Source organism: Roseateles sp. P5_E1 (genome assembly GCF_054049335.1).
Map to the genome: position 1 here is coordinate 94169 of NZ_JBFUMN010000004.1, position 22042 is coordinate 116210.

Sequence of the window (22042 nt, forward strand, 5' to 3'; positions counted from 1 at the left end):
TCTTCCTGTGGGCAGCGTCATTGGGCCTGAAAAATCACTCCTCCCAGCGAAACCGCCAGATCGCCAGCAGCCCGAAGGCTGCGCTGAAGCCCAGCATCACCGCGCTGGGCAGCAGCGCCGCGGCGAAGGGCTGACCGCGCCACGTCATCGCATCCAGCGCATCCACGGCCCAGCGTGTCGGCACGGCCAGCGAGACCGTCTGCAACCACTCCGGGAAGATGAAGGCCGGTACCCAGGCGCCGCCCAGCATGACCATCAGCAGCGTGGCCAGGATGGCCAGGCCGCGTGTGGCCTCGGGCGTGCGGCCCAGTGCCGCGATGAGCAGGCCGAAGCTGGCCGTCAGCAACGCAAAGCAGGCCAGCACCAGCGCGAAGCCGGCAGGGCTGCCGAGCACGCGCACGCCGAAGGCGGCGATGGCCACGACGTAGATGATGGTGAAGACGATCAGCGAGATCAGCGCGCTGGCGGCGATGCGACTGCCCAGCAGCTGGGCGCGCGACAGCGGTGCCGCGCGCAGCCGCTTCCACAGGCCCAGGCGGCGCATCAGCAGCAGGCCCATGCCCATCTCTACGCCGCTCATCAGGATGAACTGCACGCCCATGCCGGCGAAGGAGTGGGCATAGCTGTTGTAGGCCACGGGGGCGGCATTGGCGCTGGATTGCAGGGCCTCGACCTCGCGCGTCGTGTAGGGCATGGACAGGCCGCCCGCCGCCGCCGCGGAAGCACCGCCCGGAGGCTGAGCGGCCTCGCGCTTTTGCACGGCGCCGATGCTGTCGAACATGCGCACAAGCTCGGCCCGGCGTTCGGTGTCCAGGCCTTGCGAGGTCTCGACCTGTTGCTTCATGTCCGCCAGCACGGGGCTGCCGGCGCTGAAGGTGCTGCGGCTGACCTCCTGCATCAGCGTCTGCGCCAGCAGCCCGCGCACGACGGCCAGGGCGCTGGCCTGCGAGGGGTCGTAGTGCAGCACGATCACGGGCTTCGGGCTGGTGCCGAACATGGCGCCCGCCGCCTGCTGGCCCAGGCCCTGCGGCAGGATGGCCGCGGCGCGCAGCTTGCCGGCGCGCACCTGCGCCACGACGTCGGCCTCATCGGTGACCGTGGTCTTCAACGCGGACTCGGCCTGCAGTGCCGCCACGACGCGCTGCGACAGCGGGCTGTGGTCCAGGTCGACGACACCGACGGCGATGCCGGCCATCTTGCTGCTGGAGCCGAACAGGCTGCCGAAGAAGGCGGCGATGAGGATGGGCGCGACGATGCTCATGAGCAGCGCGCGGCGGTTGGAGAAGTGCAGCTTCAGTTCTGCACGGACGAGGGCGAGGATGGCTTGCATGGGTGTCCTCTTCAGTCGCGCAGGGCGCGGCCGGTGAGTTGGAGGAAGACGTCTTCAAGCGTCGCGCGGGCCGAGGCGAGACCGCGCACCCTGACACCTCGCTGCGCCAGCGCGGCCAGTACGGCGCCGGCGTCGCGGCCGATGTCGGCGACGCTGACGTCCAGCCGCTGGCCCACCCGCCTGACATCGGGAAAGCCGGCCAGGCCTTGCAGCGCCGCATCGTTGGGCTCGCCGTCGATCTCGACGTGCAGCGTCTGCGCGGCCGGCAGCAACGCGAAAAGCTGGGCCTGGGTGCCGCTGGCGACGACGCGGCCATGGTCGATGATGACGAGGCGGTCGGCCAGGCGCTCGGCCTCCTCCATGTAGTGGGTCGTGTAGATCAGCGCCTTGCCGGCGCGCTTGAGCATCTCCAGGTTGTCGAAGATGGCGTTGCGGCTTTGTGGGTCGACGCCGGCCGTGGGTTCGTCGAGCAGGATGATCTCGGGGTCGTGGATCAGCGCGCAGGCGATGTTGAGCCGCCGCTTCATGCCGCCGGAGAAGGTCGAGGGCTTGTCCTTGGCGCGGTCCGACAGGCCCACCATGGCCAGCACCTCGTCGGCGCGGCGCTTCAGCAGTTCAGGCGCCATGCCATAGAGGTTGCCGAAGAGCTCCACGTTCATGCGCGCCGGCAGTTCCTCGTACAGCGCGATGTCCTGGGGCACCAGGCCGATGCGGCGCTTGTAGCCGGCCTCGTCGCTGGCGAGACTGACGCCGCCGGACAGCGTCACCGTGCCGGCACCGGGCACCGTCAGGCCGCAGATCATGCCGACCGTCGTCGACTTGCCAGCGCCGTTAGGGCCGAGCAGGCCCAGCACCTCACCAGCCCGCAGCTCAAGGCTCACTTCATGCACGGCCACGCGGTCGCCATAGGCCTTGCGCAGGCCGCGGGCCACCAGCACGTCTTCCTTCATTGCCGCCTCCTTGGGTTCCGAATGGGCGCGATGCTAGACAGCGGCCGGGCGGCGCGCGCCTGCCATGCGACGAACGGCAAGCATCGGGCGCGGCTGAACGGCACGGCGCGCCAACTGTGAAACCCGGGTCGGGCGGTCGATACTGCCTGGCATGAAGGCACGCATCGGCATCATCGGCACGGGCTGGGTCGGCACCAGCGTCGCGTTTTCAACGCTGCTCGCCGGGCATGCGCGCGAACTGTGGCTGTGCGACCAGCGCGCCGCCGTGGCCGAGGGCGAGGCCATGGACCTGGCCGACGGTGCGGCCTTCTACCCGCGCTGCGCCGTGAGTGCCGTGCCCCTGGCGCAGATGCGCGAGGCCGACATCGTCGTGCTGGCCGCTGGGCGCAACGGCCGGCCGGACGAGAGCCGTCTGGACCTGCTGCGCGACAACGCCCGCATCGCCGCCGGCATGGGCCGGGCGCTGGCCGGCTTCGGCGGCATCGTCATCGTCGTGACCAACCCGGTCGACGTGCTGACCCGCGTGGTCGCCGCGGCCGCCGGCTTGGCCGCGGAGCGTGTCATCGGCACCGGCACGCTGCTGGACACGGCGCGGCTGCGCGAGCGGCTCGCCATGCACCTGAAGGTGTCGCCGACGTCGGTGCATGCGCAGGTCGTGGGCGAGCATGGCGACTCGTCGGTCGTGCTGTGGTCCGGCGCGCGCGTCGGTGGCGTGGCGCTGCGCGACTGGGCCGGCTGGCCGGCGGACGAAGAAGCCACGCTGGCGGGCCACGTGCGCCGCGCGGCCTACGACGTCATCCAGCGCAAGGGCGCCACCAACCACGCCATCGGGCTCGTCACGAGCGAGCTGATCGGCGCCCTCGTCAATGATGAGCGCCGGCTGCTGCCCGTCAGCCGCGTGCAGGAGGGCGCCTGTGGCATCCGCGGCGTGGCGTTGTCCCTGCCGGCGCTGGTGGGCGCGGGCGGCGCGGTGCAGGTGGTGGAGCCGGCGATGGATGCGGTCGAGCGGGCGGCGTTGGCGGCGTCGAGCGCGGTGCTGGCGCGAGCATTCGCGTCGCTCGCCGCCGGCGCCTAGGCCAGCTTGGCGGGCCCCCATGCGGGCCGGCTCGCAGCCTTTGCGCGCTGCGGGCTGCGGCGCTTGACACCGCTGCCGACGCGCGCCGCGGCGGCGCGTGGCGCCACAGGCGCCGCGGGCTCGTGCGCCGGGCTGCCCTGAGCCAGCTTGAACACTTCGACCGTCTGCACCAGCCGCAGCGCCTGCACCCGCAGGCTCTCCGCCGCCGCCGCGCTTTCCTCCACCAGCGCGGCGTTCTGCTGCGTGACCTGGTCCATCTGACCGACGGCTTCACCCACCTGGCACACGCCGGCACTTTGCTCCGTGCTGGCCGCGCTGATCTCGACCATGATGTCGGTCACACGCTTGATCGAGTTGACCACTTCCGTCATCGTGGCACCGGCCTGATCGACCAGCGCCGTGCCCTGCTCGACACGCTGCACGCTCGCACCGATCAGGCTCTTGATCTCCTTGGCGGCGTTCGCCGATCGACCGGCCAGGCTGCGCACCTCGCTGGCGACGACCGCGAAGCCGCGGCCCTGCTCGCCGGCGCGCGCCGCTTCCACCGCCGCGTTCAAGGCGAGGATGTTGGTCTGAAAAGCGATGCCGTCGATGACGCCGATGATGTCGGCAATCTTCTTGGAGCCGGCGTTGATCTCCTTCATCGTGTCGACGACCTGGCCGACCACTTCGCCGCCCTTGATGGCGATGACGCTGGCGCCCTGCGCGAGTGCGTTGGCCTCGCTGGCGTTGTCGGCGTTCTGCTTGACGGTGGCGCTGAGCTGCTCCATCGAAGCTGCGGTCTCCTCGAGCGCTGAAGCCTGCTCCTCGGTGCGCTGGCTCAGGTCGTTGTTGCCCTGGGCGATCTGTGCCGATGCGGTGCGGAGTTCTCGCGCACGCCGGCCACCACGCGGGACAGGCTCTCCTGCATCTCCCGCAGCTGCGCCAGCAGGCTGGTCGTGTCGCCTGGCCTGTGGTTGTTCATGGCTGCGCCCCATGCGAGCGAAGGTCTCCTCAGGGCGCCTTGTCATCACCGGTGCGCGCGCCCCGGGGCGCTTCGCCCAGGATCCGCCCGACGGCCTGCCGCAGTTCCTCGTTCTCGAAGGGTTTGGCCAGCGCGCCATGCGCGCCCAGCTCGAGCGCCTGCTGCAGACGTTGCTCGCTCTCGCCGGAAACGACGAGCACCTTCAGCGGAAACGGCGGCGGCTGCTCGCGCAGGAAGCGCAGGACGCCGAAGCCGTCGATGCCGGGCATCTGGAGGTCCAGGGTCATCAGGTGCGGCTTGAAGACGTGCAGCATCGACCCCGCCAGGAAGCCGTCGCTCGCGGTGGCCACCTCGAAGCCTTCGCGCTTGAGCGCCCGCTTGATCGCGCTGGCCATCGCGGCTTCGTCGTCGACCACCAGGATGCGTTTGGCTTGCCCGGGCATGTCATCGGGATCAGGAATGCCATGCACGCTCATGAACCGGCGCAGTTCGGTCGCGAGGACGCGATAGTCGCCACGACCTGGCAACCGATAGGCCTGCAGCTCGTTGCGCTCGATCCATCGGATCACCGTCCGAAAGCTCACGCCGCATATGCGCGCAGCCTCACTACTCGTCAAAGTCTCATTCACGGCGGCTGCTCCTGATTTGTTGCTGTCAGGTTAGAGCTGTGTGTCACGTTAGTCAACAACGTGGCATGCGCCTGATTTCACGAAAGAGCCGGCAGTGGTGGGGTGGCGGCTGGCCCTGCGGCTTGTCGCGGCGCGCCGCATGGCGTCGACCGGCGGCCGGCGGTGCTCACGAATTCGAGCCAGCCAACCGCATCCCCCATGCGGTTGGCCCTCGCCGAGCACCGCGGCAAGCGTGAAGGAACGGGCGGGTCGAACGAGCAGCAGCCGCTCTGACGGCGTGATGAGCGCCGCTCAGAGCGGTGAGCGGGAATCCGGCATGCCCGAGAGGGCGTTCCGCGCGTTGGCTTGCCTCTCGCCCTCTCAGCCCGCCGCCAGCGCCCGCCCGATCAGGATCTTCTGCACCTCGCTCGTGCCTTCATAGATCTGCGTCACTCGCACATCGCGGTAGATGCGCTCGACCGGGAAGTCACTGAGGTAGCCATAGCCGCCGTGGATCTGGATGGCGTCTGAACAAACCTTCTCGGCCATCTCGCTGGCGAACAGCTTGGCCATGGCCGCCTCCTTGAGGCAGGGTCGGCCGGCATCCTTCAGGCTGGCGGCATGCCAGATCAACTGGCGCGCCGCCTCGATCTGCGTGGCCATGTCGGCCAGCTTGAACTGCACCGCCTGGTGGTTGAAGATGGGCTGGCCGAAGGTGACCCGGTCCTTGCTGTAGCGCAGCGCCGCTTCAAACGCCGCGCGCGCCATGCCGACCGATTGCGAGGCGATGCCGATGCGCCCGCCCTCCAGGCCCGACAGGGCGATCTTCAGGCCTTGGCCTTCATCGCCCAGGCGGTTGGCAGCCGGCACGCGGCAGTTCTCGAACAGGATCTGGGCCGTGTCGCTGCTGTGCTGGCCCATCTTCTCCTCGATGCGCGCGACCTGGTAGCCGGGTGTGTTGGTCGGGACGACGAAAGCGCTGATGCCCTTCTTGCCGGCGGCCTTGTCGGTCACCGCCATGACGATGGCGACATCGCCGTGCTTGCCGCTGGTGATGAACTGCTTGACGCCGTTGAGCACATAGTCATCGCCATCGCGGACGGCCGTCGTGCGCAGGCCGCCGGCTTCCGAGCCGACATGAGGCTCGGTCAGGCAGAAGGCGCCCAGCATGTCGCCGCGCGCCAGGGGTTTGAGGAAGCGCTCCTTCTGCTCGTCGTTGGCAAAGCCCATCAGGATGGAGCAGACCGGGCAGTTGTTGACGCTGACCACGGTACTGGTGCCGCCGTCACCCGCGCCGATCTCTTCGAGGATGACGGCCAGCGCCAGATAGTCCAGGCCCGCGCCGTCCCATTCGGTCGGCACGGCAACGCCATAGCAGCCCAGGGCCGCCAGGCCCTTCAACTGCTCGGCGGGGAAATGGTGGTTCTTGTCCCAGGCCGCGGCATGGGGGGCGATCTCGGCCTGCACGAAGGCGCGGATGGCGTCTTGCACGGCGAGGTGGTCTTCGGTAAGAAGCATGGTGCTCAACCTGTTGGATTGGATGAGCCATTGTCGAGGCTGCGTCAGCCGGGGCGCAGCGGGAAGCGCAAGGGCGCCGCATGCGCCGCCTCGACTTCGCCGCGCCAGGTGCGGACGGTCAGCGCGTCGCCTTCAAGGCTCAGGCGCTCGCGAACGCCGGTGTCCAGCGTCTGGCGCTGCCACCAGCCCGGGCGCTCCGCGGCGGGCAGCGCGTTCAGCTGCTGGCTGAGGTCGAGCGCAGCCTGCGAGAGCACCAGGTCGGCCTGGCGCAAGGCATAGCTTTCGAAGGCAGGTCGGCCGACCTCCACCAACACATGGCCGACCGTGTTGCGCCAGCGCAGGAAGCGCCACCAGGAGGCGTCGGGCTCCGGCTTGCCGCGCACCTGCCGCGCCAGCGCCGGGCCCTGCAGATGGCCGAAGGACCGCATGTCGGCCAACCAGTAGGCGCTCATGGCCTGTATCGTCAGCTGCGGCAGATAGCCCAGGCTGTGCCGGCTGGCCCAGGCCTGCGGCGGATTGGGTTCCATGTCGAACATCTGGTCGCCATGCGCGCTCAGGTCGGCAACCGTCTCGCGCTGGAAATGCGACTCCGCTGCCATCCACAGGCGCGGCTGCAGCAGGCGTGCCGGCAGCGGGGCTCGCCAGGCAGCCGGCAGCACCGCGCCTGCCGGCTGGCGCGCCGCCCACTGCACCAACAACTGCTGCTGCCGCATGGCCGTGGCCCAACCGACAGCCTGGCCGAGCAAGGTCTGGGAGCCGGAGGCGAAGAGGCGCAGCAGCGCATCCGCCCTTGTCCAGGACAGCTCCGCGCGCTGTGCATCCGGCGCGAGCACGGCTTCGATCTGCAACCAGCGCATGCAATGGGTCACGCCTCCGAACTGCGGCAGCGCCAGGGCTTCGAAGGACGCGCTGCCGGGTGGGCGGGGCCGACGCACCGGTGCCGGCTCCTGGAAGCTGGGCCGGGCTGCCAGCGCCTTGCAACGTTCGCCGAACATGCTGGCATTGGCCATCTGCGCCTTCAGCCCCGCCGCGGCGGTACGCCAGCGGGCCACGCAATCCTCCTTGGCGGCGTTGCAGTTCCAGTCCTCTCCCGATGGCAGCGCCAGCAGCCCGGCTTCGCCGCTGACCTCACCGCGCCAGCTGCGCTGCCCCCAGGCATTCGGCGCCTCACCCTGCGGCGCGCGCAGCCCCTGGGCGTCGAAGAAGGCGTTTTCCTGTGGCGCCAGCGTCACTGCCTGCGGCAGCAGCTCCGAGGGTACCGGCTGAGGGTCGACATCCGCCCAGCGGCCGTTGCAGGCCAGCCAGGCCAGGCCAAGCAGCAGCAGTAGCGCCATCGGACCGAGCACGACCCACAGCAACACCTTGAACCCACGGCGCATCGACAAGCTCCCATGAAGACGGCGCAGCTTAGGCAGCAGCGGTCGCGGTAGCAGTAAAGGACCGAAGGGAATATTCCCTCAGTCGCCCTCCGGGGGGTTTCGGAGCGGCGTTCACCCTGTTTGCCCGCTGCCGCCGTAGAAGCAGAGGCCCTGTGTTCGCCAGCTTCACGCTGACGAACACGGTGCACTCGCCGACGATGCCGGTTTGGGCAAGGTGTTGTCGGTGCCCGCCTGGCCCGCCCGTCCCGGACACCTTTATGCCTTCTGTCTCGACGCTTCGCTCGCTGTTCGCCCTGCTGACCCTGGCGGCCTCGGCAGCCTTCGCGCTCAGCCCTCCGCCACCGCCGCCCAAGCCCCTGCCCCCGGTAGCGCCGCCCATGCCACGCTTCATCGCGCCCGAGGCCGGCGAGCCGCTGACGCTGCAGCGCGTGCAGGTGCAGGCCACGCTGGCCGGCAGCCAGGCGCAGACGCGCATCGAGTTGGTCGTGCACAACCCCAACCCACGCCAGCTGGAAGCCACGCTGGAATTCCCGCTCGATGCCGGCCAGAGCGTCGTCGGCTTTGCGCTGGACATCCGCGGCGAGATGGTCAGCGCCGTGCCGGTGCCCAAGGACAAGGGCCGCCAGGTGTTCGACGACATCTCCCGCCGTCGCGTCGACCCGGCCCTGCTCGAGCGCACCGCCGGCAACAACTTCAAGCTGCGCATCTATCCGGTGCCGCCCAACGGCGAGCGGCGCGTCATGCTGCAACTGGCCGAGACGCTGCAGCCCGACCCGCAGGGGCGCATGCAGTACCGCCTGCCCTTGAACTTCGGCCAGCCGATGGGCCAGTTCGAGGGTCGCTTCGACCTGCGTGGCGGCAAGCCGCAGGTGAGCGGCGCATTGGCCGGCGTCGAGACTTTCTCCCGTGGCGACGAGACGTCGCTGCGGCTGCAGCGCCGCAACTGGCAGCCGCGCGAGGCGCTGGCTCTGAGCTGGACCGGCAGCGGCGGCGACAGCGTCATCGTGCAGGAACATCTTGGCCAGGTCTATGCCTACGCGGAGATCGCCGCCGCCGAGGGCACGCGTGGCGCCACCCGCCTGCCTCGCGAACTCAACCTCGTCTGGGATGCCTCCGGCTCCGGCGCTGAGCGCGACCATGCGCGCGAGTTCGCCCTGCTCGATGCCCTCTTCTCCGCCGCCCGCGACGTGCGCGTGCACCTGACCGTGGCACGCGATGCCGCCGAGCCGGTGCGTGTTTTCGACGTGCGCGGTGGCGACTGGCAGCCCCTGCGCCGCACCCTGCAGCAGTTGCCGTACGACGGCGCCAGCAGCCCGGCCGCCTGGTATGCCGGCCTGGCCGCCGCGCCCCCCGGCAGCGGCACGATGAGCCTGCTGTTCAGCGACGGCCTGGCCACCTGGCCCGACCTCGGCGGCCTGCCACCCGCCGGCCCCGTGTTCACGGTGAATGCCGCCAGCCGGGCCGACCTGCCACGACTGCGCCGCCTCGCCGAGGCCGGCGGTGCACGCCTGCTGGACCTGACCCGGATGGGCACCGCGTCCGCCTTCACCGCGCTGACAAGGCCCGGCCTGCAGGTACTGGACGTGAAAGGCGACGGCGTCGAGGGCATCGAGGACGTCGTCATCGAATGCCTGCACCCCGAGAACGGCCGCCTCGCCATCGCGACTCGCCTGACAGTGGTCACCGGCCGCCTCCTCGTCACCCTCATCGATGGCCAGGGGCGGCGCAGCCAGCGCCGCATCGAGCTGAAGGCGCCGACCGAGAGCCCTCCGTCCGACGAGGCCACGCTGCCGCTGGCAGCGCGGCGCTGGGCCGAGCTGCGCATCGCCGAGCTGTCGGCCGAGCAGCAACGCAACCGCGCCCAGATCCGGCGTCTGGGCGAGCAGTTCCGCCTGCTCAGCGCCGAGACCTCGCTGATCGTGCTCGACGAGCTGGCCGACTATGTGCGCTACGAGATCGCGCCCCCCACGGCCACCCTGCGCGCGGCCTACCGGCAGAGCCTGGCCCAGCGCGGCGCCACGCGCCAGGCCGACCGCGAAAGGCATATCGACAGCCTCGTGCAGCGCTTCAAGCAGCGCCAGGCCTGGTGGGCCCAGGAGTTCCCGCGGGGGCCCGTCGAGACGCCGCCCATCGCCGTGGCCGAGACCCGGCCGGCAGCGCCTGCGCCGGTCCGCCCATCGATCGCGCAGCCAGCGGCCCCCATCGCCCTGCGAGAGCCGCCGCCAGCACCCGCCGCAGCGCCGGCACCGCCGCCTCTCGCGCAGATGTTGGCTCCCTCAGCTGCGCCCGCGCTCGAATCCGTGTCCGTGACGGGATTGCGCCGCGCCCGCGAAGAGGACGCCGGCACCACGGCCGCCCCGGCCAGCATCGCGCTGAGAGCCTGGGAGCCCAATGCCGCCTACGCACGCCGCCTGCGCGAGGCCAGCGACGCCGAGCGCTATGCCATCTACCTCGACGAGCGGCCCGGCTATCTGTCCAGCACCGCCTTCTTCATCGACGCGGCCGAGATCTTCTTCGCCAAGGGCCAGCAGGCACTGGCCGTGCGCGTGCTGTCCAACCTCGCCGAGATGGAGCTGGAGAACCGCCACATCCTGCGCATCCTGGCCTACCGGCTGCTGCAGGCCGGCCAGACCCCCCTGGCCGTGCCGCTGCTGGAGCGCGTGCGCGAACTGGCACCGGACGAGCCGCAGTCCTCGCGCGACCTCGCCCTGGCCCTCGCCGCCACCCAGCCCCAGCGCGCGCTGGACCTGTTGTGGGACGTGGCCAGCCGGCCCTGGGACGGGCGCTTTGCCGACATCGACCTGATTGCGCTGACCGAGCTCAATGCCCTGGCCGCCCGGACGCCCAAGCTGGACCTGTCGCGTGTCGACGCGCGCCTGCGCCAAAACCTGCCGCTGGACCTGCGCGCTGTGCTGACCTGGGACGCCGACAACACCGACATCGACCTCTGGGTGACCGACCCCGACGGCGAGAAGGCCTACTACGCCCACCGCCTGACCCGCCAGGGCGGCGCGATGTCGCGCGATTTCACGGGCGGCTACGGCCCCGAGGAGTTCTCGCTGCGCCGCGCCAAGCCGGGCCGCTACGAGGTGCGCGTCCAGTTCTATGGCCACAGCCAGCAGCTGGTGTCGCCCTACACGACGCTGATGCTGTGGCTGGCCACCGGCTTCGGCACCGGCGCGCAGAAGGACGAACGCGTCGTGCTTCGCCTGTCGGGCCGGGGTGACCAGGTGCTGGTGGGCAGCTTCGAGGTGGAGGGGCGGGCCGGTGGCGCAGCGAAGTAACGACCGGTTTGCTCTGACCACTCGGCGCATGACACCCCTGCCGAGGCAGAACAGAAGGCAACGTCCTACGTCCTGAGGTTCCCGCGCCGGCGGCGTCTGGGCATACTCGGACACGGTGAGTCACGCTTCCGCCTCCACCCCAGCCGCCGTGCTGCCGCACGGTGCGCGCCGCGTGGCCTGGCTGCTGATCGGCATGGCGGCGTTGCTCGCGGTGCTGGGGCTGTATGCCATCACGGCGCTGTCGGCCGCACGGGCCTACGTCGCTGGCGAAAGCCAATGGTCACGTGCGCAGAAGAGCGCGACGCTGGCCCTGGTGCTCTATCTGCAATCCGGCGACGAGGCGCAGTACCAGGCGTTCGAGCGCGAGATCGCCGTGCCCCTGAACGCCAGGCGTGCACGCGAGGCCATGGACGGAGGTGGCGCCCATGACGACGAGGCCCGCCAGGGCTTCATCGAATCGCGCAACCATGCCGACGACACGTCCGGCCTGATCCGGCTCTACCGCTGCTGCCGCGGCCTACCCTATATGGCCGAGTCGGTCGCCATCTGGCGCGAGGCCGACGAGCTGATCACCGAGATGACCGCGCTGGCCCACCAGGCCCGCGAACTGCCTCCCGAGGCCCGTGCCGCGCTGCAGCCCCGCGTGCTGGCGCTGGATGCGCGGCTGACGCCGATGGAGCATCGCTTCTCGGCCAGTCTCGGGCTGGCGTCGCGCATCACGGCGACGGCACTGATCGGCATGCTGATGGTCTGCGCCCTGCTGTTCGGCCTGACCGCCGCTGGCCTCGTGATGCGGCGCGCCCGCGAGGACCAGGGCACCCACCAGGCCGTGCAGCGCAGCGAGGCGCTGTTCCGCTCGCTGTGGGAGACCAGCATCGACGGCGCCGTCATCATCGATGCCGGCAGTAGCATCCGTTTCGCCAATCCCGCCATCCACGCGCTGCTCGGCCATGAACCGGGCAGCCTCAACGGCCAGCCGCTGGCGACCTTGCAGCCCGAGGCCCTGCGGGCGCAGCACGTCGCTGGCCTGGCCCGCCACATGGCGACCGGAGAAAAACGCCTGGACTGGCGCGGCGTCGAGACCCTGGCCCGACATGCCGATGGCCGGGATCTGCCGGTGGAGATCCGTTTCGCGCGCTTCGAGCTCGACGGCGAGACGCTGTTCGTCGGCTTCGTGCACGACATCTCGGAACGCAAGGCCGCCGAGCGCGTGGCCGCCGAGCACCTGAGGCTGCAGGAGGCTGACCGGCTCAAGTCCGAGTTCCTGGCGCGCATGAGTCATGAGCTGCGCACGCCGCTGAATGCCATCCTCGGCTTCACCGACCTGATCCACGGTGGCCGCAGCGGCCCGGTCAACGCCGAGCAGAAACGCCAGCTCGGTTTCGTCGCCAGCTCCGGCCGCCACCTGCTGGCCCTCATCAACGACCTGCTGGAGTTGTCGCGCATCGAGGCCGGGCGCATGGACCTCCACATCGAACCGATCGACATCGCCGAGATCGCCGCCGATGTGGCGGGCCAGTTGCGCCCGCTGGCCGAACCCCGGGGCCTGGTGTTGAAGCTGGCCATGGCCCCGTCGCTGCCCTGGCGTGGGGACCGCCGCAAGCTGACCCAGGTGCTGATCAACCTGGTGGGCAATGCCATCAAGTTCTCCGAGCAAGGTGACATCGAGATCCAGGCCTGGCAAGACGGCGAGCGCCTGGTCCTGAGCGTCAGGGATCACGGCCCCGGCATCCCCGAGGCGCATCGAGCCCTGCTCTTCCAGCCCTTCCGCCAGCTCGAAGGCGGCGTCGCCCATGCCCAGGAGGGCACGGGGCTGGGCCTCTATCTGAGCGCCCAGCTGCTGGCCGGCATGCAGGGTCGCATCCGCCACGAGCCTGCCGAAGGTGGGGGCTCGCGCTTCATCATCGAGATGGACGCGCTATGAGGCCCCTCGCCCGGTCTCGCCCTGCTGAACGCAGGCGCGCCCGATCGGTCCCCCAAGGGGACGGCGATGCTAGCCGGTTCGACCGGCAAGCACATCGCCAGCGCGGGCCGGCTTGGGAGCGGCCCGGCACTCGGCCCGCAAGGCTCCGGCGGCACATGGGGAGCGCCTGACATGGCCAACACGCCGCGAGTGCTGCTGGTCGAGGACAACGCGGCCAACGCCTATCTCGCGCGTTATGTGCTGGAGGCCGCCGGCTTCGAGGTCGACTGGGCGGCCAATGGCCAACTTGGCCTGGAAGCGGCCGCCGCGCGCCGGCCCGACATCATCCTGATGGACCTGCGCATGCCGGTTCTCGACGGCTACGAGGCCACGCGCCGACTGAAGGCCGATCCGTCGCTGCGCGACGTGCCCGTGCTGGCGATGAGCGCCCAGGCCATGCCCGAGGAGCGCGCCCGAGCGCTGGCGGCCGGCTGCGCCGCCCATATCGGCAAACCCATCGATGTGACCACGCTCGCGGACGAAATCAGGCCCTGGCTGCCTTGACGAGCAGCGTGCCACGCCCGACTACGCAAGGGTGGGCGTTGCGCACGGTCGCCCGCCCATCGACGAGGGCCAGCCAGCCACCGAGCGTCGCATTCCATTCCACGCTGGCCACGCGCCAGTGCAACAGCAGCTCTTGCTCGGCGAACACCGGCGCCTTGAAGGCGAAATTGAAGTTCAGGCACAACAGCTCGCGATCCGCGCCGTCATCGCCGCGCGAGAAGTGGCTGGCGACGAGGCCGATCATCTGCGCCGTCGTCTGCTGGCCGCTGGCGATGATCTCGCCGTGCCGTGCCCGCTGGGCCGCCTGCACATCGTGGTGCAGGGGGTTGGAGTCGCCGGTCAGGCGGGCAAAAGCGGCGATGTCCTCACGCGTGAAGCGGATGTGACGTTCGCAGGTTTCCCCGGCACGGATCAGGCTGGTCGTTTCGGCTTCTGCGAGGGTTGTGTCCATGGGTCGAGACCTTAGCGCAATCCGCCGGGCCGCCGCGCCGCCAATAAAGGGGACTCACCAGTCCAATCGTTGCCCGTCGTAATTGAAGAAACTGCCCGTATCCGCCGGTTTCACGCTGGCCAGCACAGTGCGCATGCCGGCGATGCTGGTCGACGCGTCGATGTCGGCGCCCGAGCCGCCCATGTCGGTGCGCACCCAGCCGGGGTGGAAGCTGATGACGGTGGCCTTGCCTGCCAGGGTCAGCGCGGCATCTTTCATGACGGAGTTCACCGCCGCCTTGGAAGCCCGGTAGAGCCAGCCGCTGGTGCTGGCGCGCGAGCCGATGGAGCCCATCTTGGAGGAGAGGATGGCCACGCGGGCACCCGGCGCCAGCGCCTCGGCAATCTGCGGCAGCAGGCGCATCGGGCCGAGCACATTGGTGTGCATGACGGCGTCGAAGTCCTCCACCGTCGGCGTCTCCAGGCCCGAAGTGCTGGGGCCGTAGACGCCGGCGTTGATGACGACGACGTCGAAGGCCTCGCCGTCGATCAGCCAGGCCAGGCCGGACACGCTGGCCGTGTCGGCCACGTCCAGCTTCAAGGCGCGGGCGCCGTGGGCGTGCAGCCGGTCCAGCGCCGCCTCGTCGCGGGCCGTGGCCGTGATGCGCGCGCCGGCCGCACGGTACTGGCGCACGAACTCCAGGCCCAGGCCGCGCGAGGCGCCGATGATCAGAACGTTCATGGTTTGGTCAATGCGAGCTTGGCGGCCAGCACGGTGAAGAGGCCAGCACCGCCGAGGTTGAGGCCGCGCCCCAGCCAGGGCCGCGGCCGGCTGCGGCGAAGCGGCGCCACCAGCACGATGAGGGCGAGCAGGAACAGCAGCCCCTGAGCGATGAACCAGCCACCCAGGAACAGGAAGGCCAGCGTCTTGTTCGACGCGTCCGCCGCGATGAACTGCGGCAGCAGCGCAAGGAAGAACAGCGCGACCTTGGGATTCAGCGCGTTCGTGAAGAAGCCCTGGCGCACCGTGCGCCACAGCGACTGCGGGGCGCTGACTTCGGCCGCAGCCGACGCCGGACGCAGCCCGGCCCGGGCCATGCCCCATGCCACATAGAGCAGATACGCCGCACCCACGAGCTTGACGATCGTGAAGGCCTCGGCCGACGTGGCCAGCAGCGCCGCCAGGCCAAAGGCCGCAGCCAGCGAATGCAGCACGCAGCCCGCCATGATGCCGACCGCCGCCGCCACGCCCTGGCGCCAGCCGCCGCGCAGCGTGCTGGCGACCGTGTAGGCCATGTCGACGCCGGGCGTCGCATTCAGCACGAAGACGGTGGCGGCAAAGAGGGGGAGGTCGTGGGTGCCGAGCATGGAATGCCTCAGAGGGCTGGGCCGTCGAGTTGCCTAGTGTCACCTACGGCCGCGTCAGCCGCGCCGACTCGCGTCAATGGGGCTGGGCTTTCTGGGGCATCAAATCCACTTGATTCTGGCCCGGCTGCAACTCGACCCAGGCAACCCAGGTTTCTGATGGGCTGCGTGCGTAATGCAGGTGCAGATGCTGGCCGGCAAATCCCTGGTAGCGGATTTCGCAGCGGTCCGAAACTTCCATCGCCACGTTCTGCATGCCGGCGCTGCGCCCGGGTCGCCATTCGGTCAGCAACGACACCTGAAAAACGCCACCCGGCTTGCAGCCAGGTGCACGCGCTCGCAACTCGGCCGGCCGGGCTTCCTCGGGCAACGTCAGGGTCACGAGGTTGTCGCCGCGCGTGACTGCGACGTTGCTGCCCTCATGAAGAGGCAGCGCCGTTGATGCCAGCACCTTGCGCGCCCACGGCCAGTCGTCGGGCTGGCCCGGCGCAACACGAGGCAGCAGCCATTCGATGGCATAGCGCCCAGCGCTCAGGCCCAGGTGGTGGGCGGATTGGTCAGCGGGCGGGTGCGCCACGAAAGTCGCTTCGCGCGACGGACGAAACGGAATTCCTGCAGGATCCGCGGACAACCTGCGCACTTTCAGCAGACCCTGCCCTTCCACGGGCACCCCCTGCTGATCGACGAGCTTCACTTGCAGGCGCGCCTCGGGAATGTAGAACAGCTCATGGCGCACCCGGCCACGGTCTTCGACGGTGACACGCGCACAGTCGGGCCCGGAGCCGCCCCCGCAGTACAAGTCGTACCCAGGCACTTCGAGGCCTTCCAACCGGTATTCGCCGGCCGGCAAACGATCACGCCCCCATCCACCCCACCCGTTGCGCGGCGCATTCCAGTACACAGACAGGTGCTGCACGGTCGACGGCCCGCTGAGTTTCAGCCCGCCGGGCGCTGCATCCTTGGCTTCCTTGAGCTCGACCCGCAGTTCGGTTCGCTGCATGAAATCGCTCATGTCGAAAGCCCGCAGCGCCAGTTCCAGACGACCACCATCACCTGCGGCCGGCATGGCCTCCAGGGCTTTCAGCAAGTCGTTCGACAAGGCGACGGCCCAGGCGCGGGCCTTGTCGTCCGAATAGCCGGGCAGCGGCGCCACCGAAGCAGCGTTCAACGCGAATGCCGCTGCGCTGCAGGCCCCTGCCGCCGTCAAGTCAGGAATGTCGGCGTCCGGCACTTTGGGGGCCGCATCGGCACGCTTGCCGTCAGGTTGCCAGGCGCGACGGGATTGGGTCTGGCGCAGCCGATCGGCCGGCGAGTTGGTTCGCGCGAAAAGCAGCAGCCGAGCTCCACGGGGAAAGCCACTCGGCAACAGCACCCGCACCTCGGGCACCTGCGTCCCTTTGAACCAGCGCTCCACCTTCAGCCGGCCTGCGGCCGAGACGCTCCAATCCTCGTGAATATCGGCGCCGGTCTCGACCAGTTGGCCGATGAAAACCGCGGCGGCTCCGGCGAAATGGGTCTGCATCCGGGCCTTGGGGTCCGGATTGGGCGGAATGCATGACAGCGCCCAGGCAGCGTCCACGCCGCCAGCCGCGGCAGCCAGCAACAGCAGGCCATTCCGAAACCAGCGGCGGGCGCTCAATCAGAGCATCTCGACTGCCAGCGCGGTGGCCTCGCCGCCACCGATGCACAGCGCCGCCATGCCGCGCTTCAAGCCGCGGGCCTTCAGCGCGCCCAGCAGTGTGACGACGATGCGTGCGCCGCTGGCGCCGATGGGGTGGCCCAGGGCCACGGCACCGCCGTTGACGTTGACGATGTCGTGCGGCAGCTTGAACTCGGCCATCGCGGCCATGGTGACGGCGGCGAAGGCTTCATTGACTTCCCACAGGTCGACCTGGCCCGCCTGCCAGCCGGCCTTGGCCAGGGCCTTCTGGATGGCGCCGGCGGGGGCGGTGCTGAACCACTCAGGTGCCTGCGCATGCACCGCGTGGCTGACGATGCGGGCGATCGGTGCCAGGCCGCGGGCCTTGGCCGTGCTCTCGCGCATCAGTACCAGGGCGGCGGCGCCGTCGGAGATGCTGGACGAGGTGGCGGCGGTGATGGCACCGTCCTTCTTGAAAGCGGGCTTGAGCGACGGGATCTTGTCGAGCTTGGCCTTGAAGGGCTGCTCGTCGAACTTGATGACGGTGTCGCCCTTAGGCGAGCTGATCGTCACCGGCGCCATTTCCCAATCGAAGGCGCCGCTCTCGTTGGCGGCCTTGGCGCGCTGCGTGGAGGTGATGGCGTATTGGTCCATGGCCTCGCGGCTGAAGCTGTATTTGCTCACGCACTGTTCGGCGAACACGCCCATGGCCTTGCCGCGCTCATAGGCGTCTTCCAGGCCGTCCAGGGCCATGTGGTCGTACATCTGGGCCACGCCGTACTTGACGCCCTTGCGCGCGAACATCAGGTGCGGCGCATTGGTCATGCTTTCCATGCCGCCGGCCACCATGACCTCGGCCGAGCCGGCTGCCAACATGTCGTGAGCAAACATCATGGTGCGCATGCCGGAGCCGCACATCTTGCTCAGCGTGACGGCGCCGGCCGAATCCGGCAGGCCGGCCTTGCGCACGGCCTGGCGGGCGGGCGCCTGACCCTGGCCGGCCATCAGGCAGTTGCCCATCAGCACTTCATCGACCGAGTCGCCCGGCACGCCGGCGCGCTCGACGGCCGCCTTGATGGCAATGGCGCCCAGCTCCCAGCCGGCCAGGCCGGCGAAATCACCCAGCAGGCCGCCGATGGGGGTGCGGGCGGCGGAAACAATGACGATCGGGTCGGACATGGCACGTACTCCGTTGGTAACTCAGATGCGCCATTCTGACGCGATCAATTGACGTGCGCGTCAATTGCCGCGCAATGCCAGGGTCAATCGGTTGGGCTTGGGGCCTGGCGCCAGGCCGTGGCCGGCGCGCTGCCGCATTCAACCGGGCGGATGTCGGGTTCCAGCCGCCGCACGGCCTGGCACAACTGGCGCCAGAAAGCGCGCGTCCAGTCCGGGTGGCGCTGGGCGAACTGCGGCGAGGCTGGCGCGAAATAGGGCAGCTTGGCCACGCCTGGCGCCCATTCGACGAGCTCGGCGCGCTGCTCGGGTGTGAGCACCTCGCGGGTGCTCAGCAGCAGGTCGAAGCGGCGCGCCTGCAGCATGGTCGGCCCCGCGTCGAGTGCGCTGATGGGCTCGACCGCCCAGCCGTGACCGCGCGCGATGGCGTCCTGCACCGAGCCGGCCAGCACGCCCACACGCAGGCCCTTGGGCAGAAGCTTGCCGTCCCAGGCGGGATCGGGAGCCTCGCCACCGCGACCAAACAGCGCCAGGTGGCCGAATACGGGTGCCCAGGCGACGTCGGGCCGGCCGTGAGCGTCGAGCGGGAAGCGCAAGCTGCGCAGACGCTCGGGCGTGGTGCCGAACAGCAGCGCGATGTCGACGCCGCCCTGGGCCAATGAGGCCGACAGGCGGCGGTTGGGCAGGCGCAGCAGTTCGCCCTGGCAACCCAGGCGTTTGAGCGCCTCGCGCACGGCGACGACCTCCCAACCTGGCGGCTCGGGAAAGCCGGGGCCCGAGCCCAGCAGACCGGGCGGCGAGGCGGCATCGCTGAAGCCGATGCGCAGCGGCTGCGGGCAGGGCGCCGCGCAAGCCGACGTAGCCACCCAGCACAGCAACAGGGCCAGGAGCAGGTGGCGGGTCATTGCGTCAGTTTAGGCTTCGGGTCACCGCCACAACCGGTAAGCCCAGAAGGCTTCCTCCGCCTGGATGCGGCGGCGCAGGTCCTCGGGGCTGAAGCCGGTCAAGCGGCGCGTCTCGCGACAGAGATGGCTCTGGTCGGCGTAGTCGTTGTCGGCGGCGATGTCGGCCCAGTTCACACCCGCGCCGGCCTCAGCAGCGGCCACCGCAAGGAAGGCGTTCTCGGCGCGCGACACGGCGCGCAGTTCGCGCATCGGCAGGCCGGCCCAGGCCTTGATGCGGCGCTCCAACTGGCGCAGGCTGCGGCCGGCCGCGCTGGTGGCGGCGCGCACCGCCAGGGCCTGGGTCCAGTCGGCATAGCGATGGCCGGGGCGCTGCGTGCCCAGGGCCTGCCAGCGCGGCAGCAGAAAGGCTTCGAGCAACTGCAGCCGCGCCGCGTCATCGGCCGCGACGGCCATCTGCTCGGCCCAGGCCAGCCAGTCAGACGGCAGCAGGTCGCGCGCATCGACGACCTGGTTGACGTAGCGGCCCAGTGCGATGCCGGTCAGCGCCACAAAGGCGTCGGGCAACAGCAGCAGCTTGAAGGCGCGCATCTCGCCGGGGTTGCGCGTGTGCGTGGGCAACGTGAAGGGCCCGCCGAACAGCACCGGCGCGTGGCGGCGCTCAGGCGGTGGCGTTGAGAAACCCGGCGTGTCCAGCCATTCGCTGCTGCCCTCGGCCCACCAGAACAGCTGGACCAGCGGTGTTGCGGGAAAGTAGTTCTCGCGCTGCACGGCGTCGAGGTTTCGGCCTCGCGTGTCGCGCTGCATCACGCCACGCACGCAGCCGGCGAGGGCCAGCGGCGGCAGCCAGAGGCGTGTGTGGGCTTGCATCGCGATCAGTGTCGCATTCGTTCAAGACCCGTCCGCCCCAGGGGCGCAGCATCACGGTCCATGACGACGCTGACCTGGAACGACCTCCCTTCGCACCCCACCCGCTGGTGGGGCTTCCCCGTGCTGATGGCCATGCGGCGCGACTATCTCGCGGTGATCTCCGCGCAGCGATCGCTGGGCGATCTGCCGCGCCAGACCATCCTCGGCGAACGCGGCGTCGATGTCTTCGACCCGGAACTGGTGCGCGAGGTCATGGTGGACCATGCCGACGCGCTGATCCGCTGGGCGCGCGGGCCCGAGGTGTTTTCCCAGCTGATGGGCCAGTCCGTCCTCGTCACTGAAGGGCCCACCTGGCAGCGCCAGCGCCGCATGCTGATGCAGGCCTTCACCCCCAAGCGCGTGGCCGGCTATGCGGCGCTGATGACCGATGCGGCCGTCGCCGGGCTGGCCGGCGTACAGGACGGCGAGGTGGCGATGGACACGCTGTTCAGCCACCTGACGATGGACGTCATCTCGCGCACGCTGTTCAGCACGCCGATCGGCGCCGACACCGCGGCCGCTGCGCACGCCGTGCAGGTGCTCAGCGAGACGGCGCTGGCCGAGATGTTCTGGCCATTCACGCTGCCCGACTGGCTGCCGCTGCCGGGCAAGGCCGCCAAGCGGCGCGCACACAAGCTGATGCACGGACTGCTGGGCGGCCATGTCAACGCCCGGCGCGCGTCCGGCGACGGCAAGCCCGACCTGCTCGGCATGCTGATGGCATTGCGCGACGAGGCGACCGGCGAGGCGCTGTCGCCACAGGAGGTCTACGACCAGTGCATGGTCAGCTTCCAGGCCGGCCATGAGACGAGCGCGACGGCCCTGCTGTGGTGGAGCTGGCTGCTGGCGGCACACCCTGAAGCCCAGGCGCGCGCCCGGGCCGAAGTTGATGCCGTGCTGGCCGGCAGCGTGCCAACGGCCGATGACGCGGGCGCCCTGCCTTTTCTGTCCGCCACGCTGAAGGAGGCGATGCGCCTGTACCCGCCGGTGGCGGCCGTCATGACGCGCCGCCTGACGCGCGAGATCACGCTGGGCGGCGTGCGCCTGCCGGCCCGCACGCTGGTGCGCGTGACGCCCTGGCTGCTGCACCGCGACCCGCGCTGGTGGCCGGATGCGCCGCTGGCCTTCAAGCCCGAGCGCTTCATGCCAGGGGCCGCGCATGAGATCCCGCGCGGCGCCTACATCCCCTTCGGCCTGGGCCCGCGCGTCTGCCTGGGCCAGCATTTCGCGGTGTTGGAGATGACGCTGATCGCGGCGCTGCTGCTGCAGCGCTTCGAGCTGAGCCCGGTCGGCAACGAGGCGCCCAAGCCGCGCATGGCCGTCACGCTGCGGCCCGAGTCCGGCCTCACACTGAGGCTCACTTCACGGAGAGCGGCATGAACCCCTGGCTCGTTGGCGCGGCGGCGCTGGTCTTCGTCATCGGCCTGGCGCACTCATGGCTGGGCGAACGCATGCTGTTTCGCCATCTGCGCGCTGGCGGCCTGGTGCCCGTCGGCGGCCAGCCGGCGCTGCGCGAATTCCAGACCCGCATCCTGTGGGCAAGCTGGCATGTCGTGACCGCCCTGGCCTGGGCACTGGCGGTGGTGCTGGCGTGGCTGGCCCAACCGGCGGTGCAGGCGATGTCCGGCGGCATCATCGAAGCGGCCGCCGCCACGGCGTTGGCGGTCAGCGGCGGCCTGGTGCTGCTCAGCAACCGCGGCCGTCACCCGGCCTGGATCGCGCTGCTTGCGGCTGCCGCATTGGTGCTGATGTCTCAGCGGTAGAAAGCCTCGACAGCACCCTTGAGCTTGATGCACAGCGGCCGGCCCTTGCGGTCCAGCGTCTTGCCGGCGGGCACCTTGATCCAGCCCTCGCTGATGCAGTACTCCTCGACGTCCTGGCGCTCCTTGCCGTTGAAGCGGATGCCGATGTCGTGCTCGAAGACGGCGGCGACGTGGTGAGGGCTGCGCGGGTCGACGCTGAGGTGGTCGGGCAGTTCGGGGCGGCTGGGGGTGTCAGGCATGGAATAGGGCGGGCGGAGAAGCAAACCGGCATTCTCGCGCGCAAG

19 protein-coding genes and 1 pseudogene are annotated in these 22042 nt (G+C 70.0%); 6 read left to right on the forward strand and 14 right to left on the reverse strand.

Annotation, left to right across the window (positions count from 1 at the left end):
* Positions 1-34: 34 nt before the first annotated feature.
* Positions 35-1330: an ABC transporter permease gene (locus tag ACXJKJ_RS06285; RefSeq protein ID WP_457389498.1), complete on the reverse strand. Its 1296-nt coding sequence runs from the start codon at positions 1328-1330 to the stop codon at positions 35-37.
* Positions 1331-1341: 11 nt separating this feature from the next.
* Positions 1342-2280: an ATP-binding cassette domain-containing protein gene (locus ACXJKJ_RS06290; RefSeq protein ID WP_457322654.1), complete on the reverse strand. Its 939-nt coding sequence runs from the start codon at positions 2278-2280 to the stop codon at positions 1342-1344.
* Positions 2281-2431: 151 nt separating this feature from the next.
* Here ACXJKJ_RS06290 and ACXJKJ_RS06295 point away from each other — a divergent pair, with 151 nt between their 5' ends.
* Positions 2432-3355, forward strand: coding sequence for a lactate/malate family dehydrogenase (locus ACXJKJ_RS06295; RefSeq protein WP_457389499.1), 924 nt, complete (start codon positions 2432-2434; stop codon positions 3353-3355).
* Here ACXJKJ_RS06295 and ACXJKJ_RS06300 read toward each other — a convergent pair.
* From ACXJKJ_RS06300 to ACXJKJ_RS06315, 4 genes and pseudogenes are all read right to left on the reverse strand, one after another.
* A pseudogene (locus tag ACXJKJ_RS06300) lies at positions 3352-4286 on the reverse strand (methyl-accepting chemotaxis protein); the annotation flags it as partial. The gene ACXJKJ_RS06295 and the pseudogene ACXJKJ_RS06300 overlap by 4 nt on opposite strands.
* Before the next feature lie 62 nt (positions 4287-4348).
* Positions 4349-4948, reverse strand: a complete 600-nt coding sequence (locus tag ACXJKJ_RS06305; RefSeq protein ID WP_056204871.1) for a response regulator — start codon at positions 4946-4948, stop codon at positions 4349-4351.
* Positions 4949-5308: 360 nt separating this feature from the next.
* Positions 5309-6445 (reverse strand): acyl-CoA dehydrogenase family protein, encoded by a 1137-nt coding sequence (locus tag ACXJKJ_RS06310; protein WP_457389500.1) that lies wholly within the window; start codon positions 6443-6445, stop codon positions 5309-5311.
* Between the two features lie 44 nt (positions 6446-6489).
* Entirely contained in the window at positions 6490-7824 is a 1335-nt protein-coding gene (locus tag ACXJKJ_RS06315) for a hypothetical protein (protein ID WP_457389501.1), read from the reverse strand.
* Between the two features lie 257 nt (positions 7825-8081).
* Here ACXJKJ_RS06315 and ACXJKJ_RS06320 point away from each other — a divergent pair, with 257 nt between their 5' ends.
* The 3 genes from ACXJKJ_RS06320 (at position 8082) to ACXJKJ_RS06330 (ending at position 13575) form a co-directional block, all read left to right on the forward strand.
* Positions 8082-11108 (forward strand): VIT domain-containing protein, encoded by a 3027-nt coding sequence (locus tag ACXJKJ_RS06320; protein WP_457389502.1) that lies wholly within the window; start codon positions 8082-8084, stop codon positions 11106-11108.
* A gap of 115 nt (positions 11109-11223) precedes the next feature.
* A complete protein-coding gene (locus ACXJKJ_RS06325; RefSeq protein ID WP_457389503.1) occupies positions 11224-13032 on the forward strand; it encodes a PAS domain-containing sensor histidine kinase in 1809 nt (602 codons plus the stop codon).
* A gap of 171 nt (positions 13033-13203) precedes the next feature.
* The gene (locus tag ACXJKJ_RS06330) at positions 13204-13575 is read left to right on the forward strand and encodes a response regulator (RefSeq protein WP_457323756.1); all 372 of its coding nucleotides are present in this window, start codon (positions 13204-13206) and stop codon (positions 13573-13575) included.
* On the opposite strand, the gene ACXJKJ_RS06335 is transcribed toward ACXJKJ_RS06330, so the two are convergent.
* The 7 genes from ACXJKJ_RS06335 to ACXJKJ_RS06365 form a co-directional block, all read right to left on the reverse strand.
* The gene (locus ACXJKJ_RS06335; RefSeq protein WP_056204884.1) at positions 13556-14026 is read right to left on the reverse strand and encodes a MaoC family dehydratase; all 471 of its coding nucleotides are present in this window, start codon (positions 14024-14026) and stop codon (positions 13556-13558) included. The genes ACXJKJ_RS06330 and ACXJKJ_RS06335 overlap by 20 nt on opposite strands.
* A gap of 54 nt (positions 14027-14080) precedes the next feature.
* A complete protein-coding gene (locus tag ACXJKJ_RS06340; RefSeq protein WP_457389504.1) occupies positions 14081-14746 on the reverse strand; it encodes an SDR family oxidoreductase in 666 nt (221 codons plus the stop codon).
* The gene (locus tag ACXJKJ_RS06345; protein ID WP_457389505.1) at positions 14743-15372 is read right to left on the reverse strand and encodes a LysE family translocator; all 630 of its coding nucleotides are present in this window, start codon (positions 15370-15372) and stop codon (positions 14743-14745) included. The genes ACXJKJ_RS06340 and ACXJKJ_RS06345 overlap by 4 nt, the downstream gene beginning before the upstream one ends.
* 73 nt (positions 15373-15445) lie before the next feature.
* Positions 15446-17008, reverse strand: a complete 1563-nt coding sequence (locus tag ACXJKJ_RS06350; protein WP_457389506.1) for a hypothetical protein — start codon at positions 17006-17008, stop codon at positions 15446-15448.
* A complete protein-coding gene (locus ACXJKJ_RS06355) occupies positions 17009-18187 on the reverse strand; it encodes an acetyl-CoA C-acyltransferase (protein ID WP_457389507.1) in 1179 nt (392 codons plus the stop codon).
* An 83-nt stretch (positions 18188-18270) separates the two neighbouring features.
* The gene (locus ACXJKJ_RS06360; RefSeq protein ID WP_457389508.1) at positions 18271-19089 is read right to left on the reverse strand and encodes a hypothetical protein; all 819 of its coding nucleotides are present in this window, start codon (positions 19087-19089) and stop codon (positions 18271-18273) included.
* Between the two features lie 21 nt (positions 19090-19110).
* Positions 19111-19956 (reverse strand): helix-turn-helix domain-containing protein, encoded by an 846-nt coding sequence (locus ACXJKJ_RS06365; protein ID WP_457389509.1) that lies wholly within the window; start codon positions 19954-19956, stop codon positions 19111-19113.
* Between the two features lie 60 nt (positions 19957-20016).
* On the opposite strand from ACXJKJ_RS06365, the gene ACXJKJ_RS06370 reads away from it, so the two are divergent.
* Both ACXJKJ_RS06370 and ACXJKJ_RS06375 read left to right on the forward strand, forming a co-directional pair.
* A complete protein-coding gene (locus ACXJKJ_RS06370) occupies positions 20017-21375 on the forward strand; it encodes a cytochrome P450 (RefSeq protein WP_457389510.1) in 1359 nt (452 codons plus the stop codon).
* Positions 21372-21758, forward strand: a complete 387-nt coding sequence (locus ACXJKJ_RS06375; protein ID WP_457352441.1) for a hypothetical protein — start codon at positions 21372-21374, stop codon at positions 21756-21758. The genes ACXJKJ_RS06370 and ACXJKJ_RS06375 overlap by 4 nt, the downstream gene beginning before the upstream one ends.
* Here the strand turns inward: ACXJKJ_RS06375 and ACXJKJ_RS06380 are convergent.
* Positions 21749-21997, reverse strand: coding sequence for a DUF3297 family protein (locus ACXJKJ_RS06380; protein WP_056204906.1), 249 nt, complete (start codon positions 21995-21997; stop codon positions 21749-21751). The two genes, ACXJKJ_RS06375 and ACXJKJ_RS06380, sit on opposite strands and share 10 nt — an antisense overlap.
* Positions 21998-22042: the final 45 nt, after the last annotated feature.

Excerpts from the sequence above, each read along its gene's own strand:
- ACXJKJ_RS06285 (WP_457389498.1), bottom strand. The coding sequence starts at position 1,330 with ATGCAAGCCATCCTCGCCCTCGTCCGTGCAGAACTGAAGCTGCACTTC.
- ACXJKJ_RS06290 (WP_457322654.1), bottom strand. The coding sequence starts at position 2,280 with ATGAAGGAAGACGTGCTGGTGGCCCGCGGCCTGCGCAAGGCCTATGGC.
- ACXJKJ_RS06295 (WP_457389499.1), top strand. The coding sequence starts at position 2,432 with ATGAAGGCACGCATCGGCATCATCGGCACGGGCTGGGTCGGCACCAGC.
- ACXJKJ_RS06310 (WP_457389500.1), bottom strand. The coding sequence starts at position 6,445 with ATGCTTCTTACCGAAGACCACCTCGCCGTGCAAGACGCCATCCGCGCC.
- ACXJKJ_RS06315 (WP_457389501.1), bottom strand. The coding sequence starts at position 7,824 with ATGCGCCGTGGGTTCAAGGTGTTGCTGTGGGTCGTGCTCGGTCCGATG.
- ACXJKJ_RS06320 (WP_457389502.1), top strand. The coding sequence starts at position 8,082 with ATGCCTTCTGTCTCGACGCTTCGCTCGCTGTTCGCCCTGCTGACCCTG.
- ACXJKJ_RS06330 (WP_457323756.1), top strand. The coding sequence starts at position 13,204 with ATGGCCAACACGCCGCGAGTGCTGCTGGTCGAGGACAACGCGGCCAAC.
- ACXJKJ_RS06335 (WP_056204884.1), bottom strand. The coding sequence starts at position 14,026 with ATGGACACAACCCTCGCAGAAGCCGAAACGACCAGCCTGATCCGTGCC.
- ACXJKJ_RS06340 (WP_457389504.1), bottom strand. The coding sequence starts at position 14,746 with ATGAACGTTCTGATCATCGGCGCCTCGCGCGGCCTGGGCCTGGAGTTC.
- ACXJKJ_RS06345 (WP_457389505.1), bottom strand. The coding sequence starts at position 15,372 with ATGCTCGGCACCCACGACCTCCCCCTCTTTGCCGCCACCGTCTTCGTG.
- ACXJKJ_RS06355 (WP_457389507.1), bottom strand. The coding sequence starts at position 18,187 with ATGTCCGACCCGATCGTCATTGTTTCCGCCGCCCGCACCCCCATCGGC.
- ACXJKJ_RS06360 (WP_457389508.1), bottom strand. The coding sequence starts at position 19,089 with ATGACCCGCCACCTGCTCCTGGCCCTGTTGCTGTGCTGGGTGGCTACG.
- ACXJKJ_RS06365 (WP_457389509.1), bottom strand. The coding sequence starts at position 19,956 with ATGCAAGCCCACACACGCCTCTGGCTGCCGCCGCTGGCCCTCGCCGGC.
- ACXJKJ_RS06370 (WP_457389510.1), top strand. The coding sequence starts at position 20,017 with ATGACGACGCTGACCTGGAACGACCTCCCTTCGCACCCCACCCGCTGG.
- ACXJKJ_RS06375 (WP_457352441.1), top strand. The coding sequence starts at position 21,372 with ATGAACCCCTGGCTCGTTGGCGCGGCGGCGCTGGTCTTCGTCATCGGC.
- ACXJKJ_RS06380 (WP_056204906.1), bottom strand. The coding sequence starts at position 21,997 with ATGCCTGACACCCCCAGCCGCCCCGAACTGCCCGACCACCTCAGCGTC.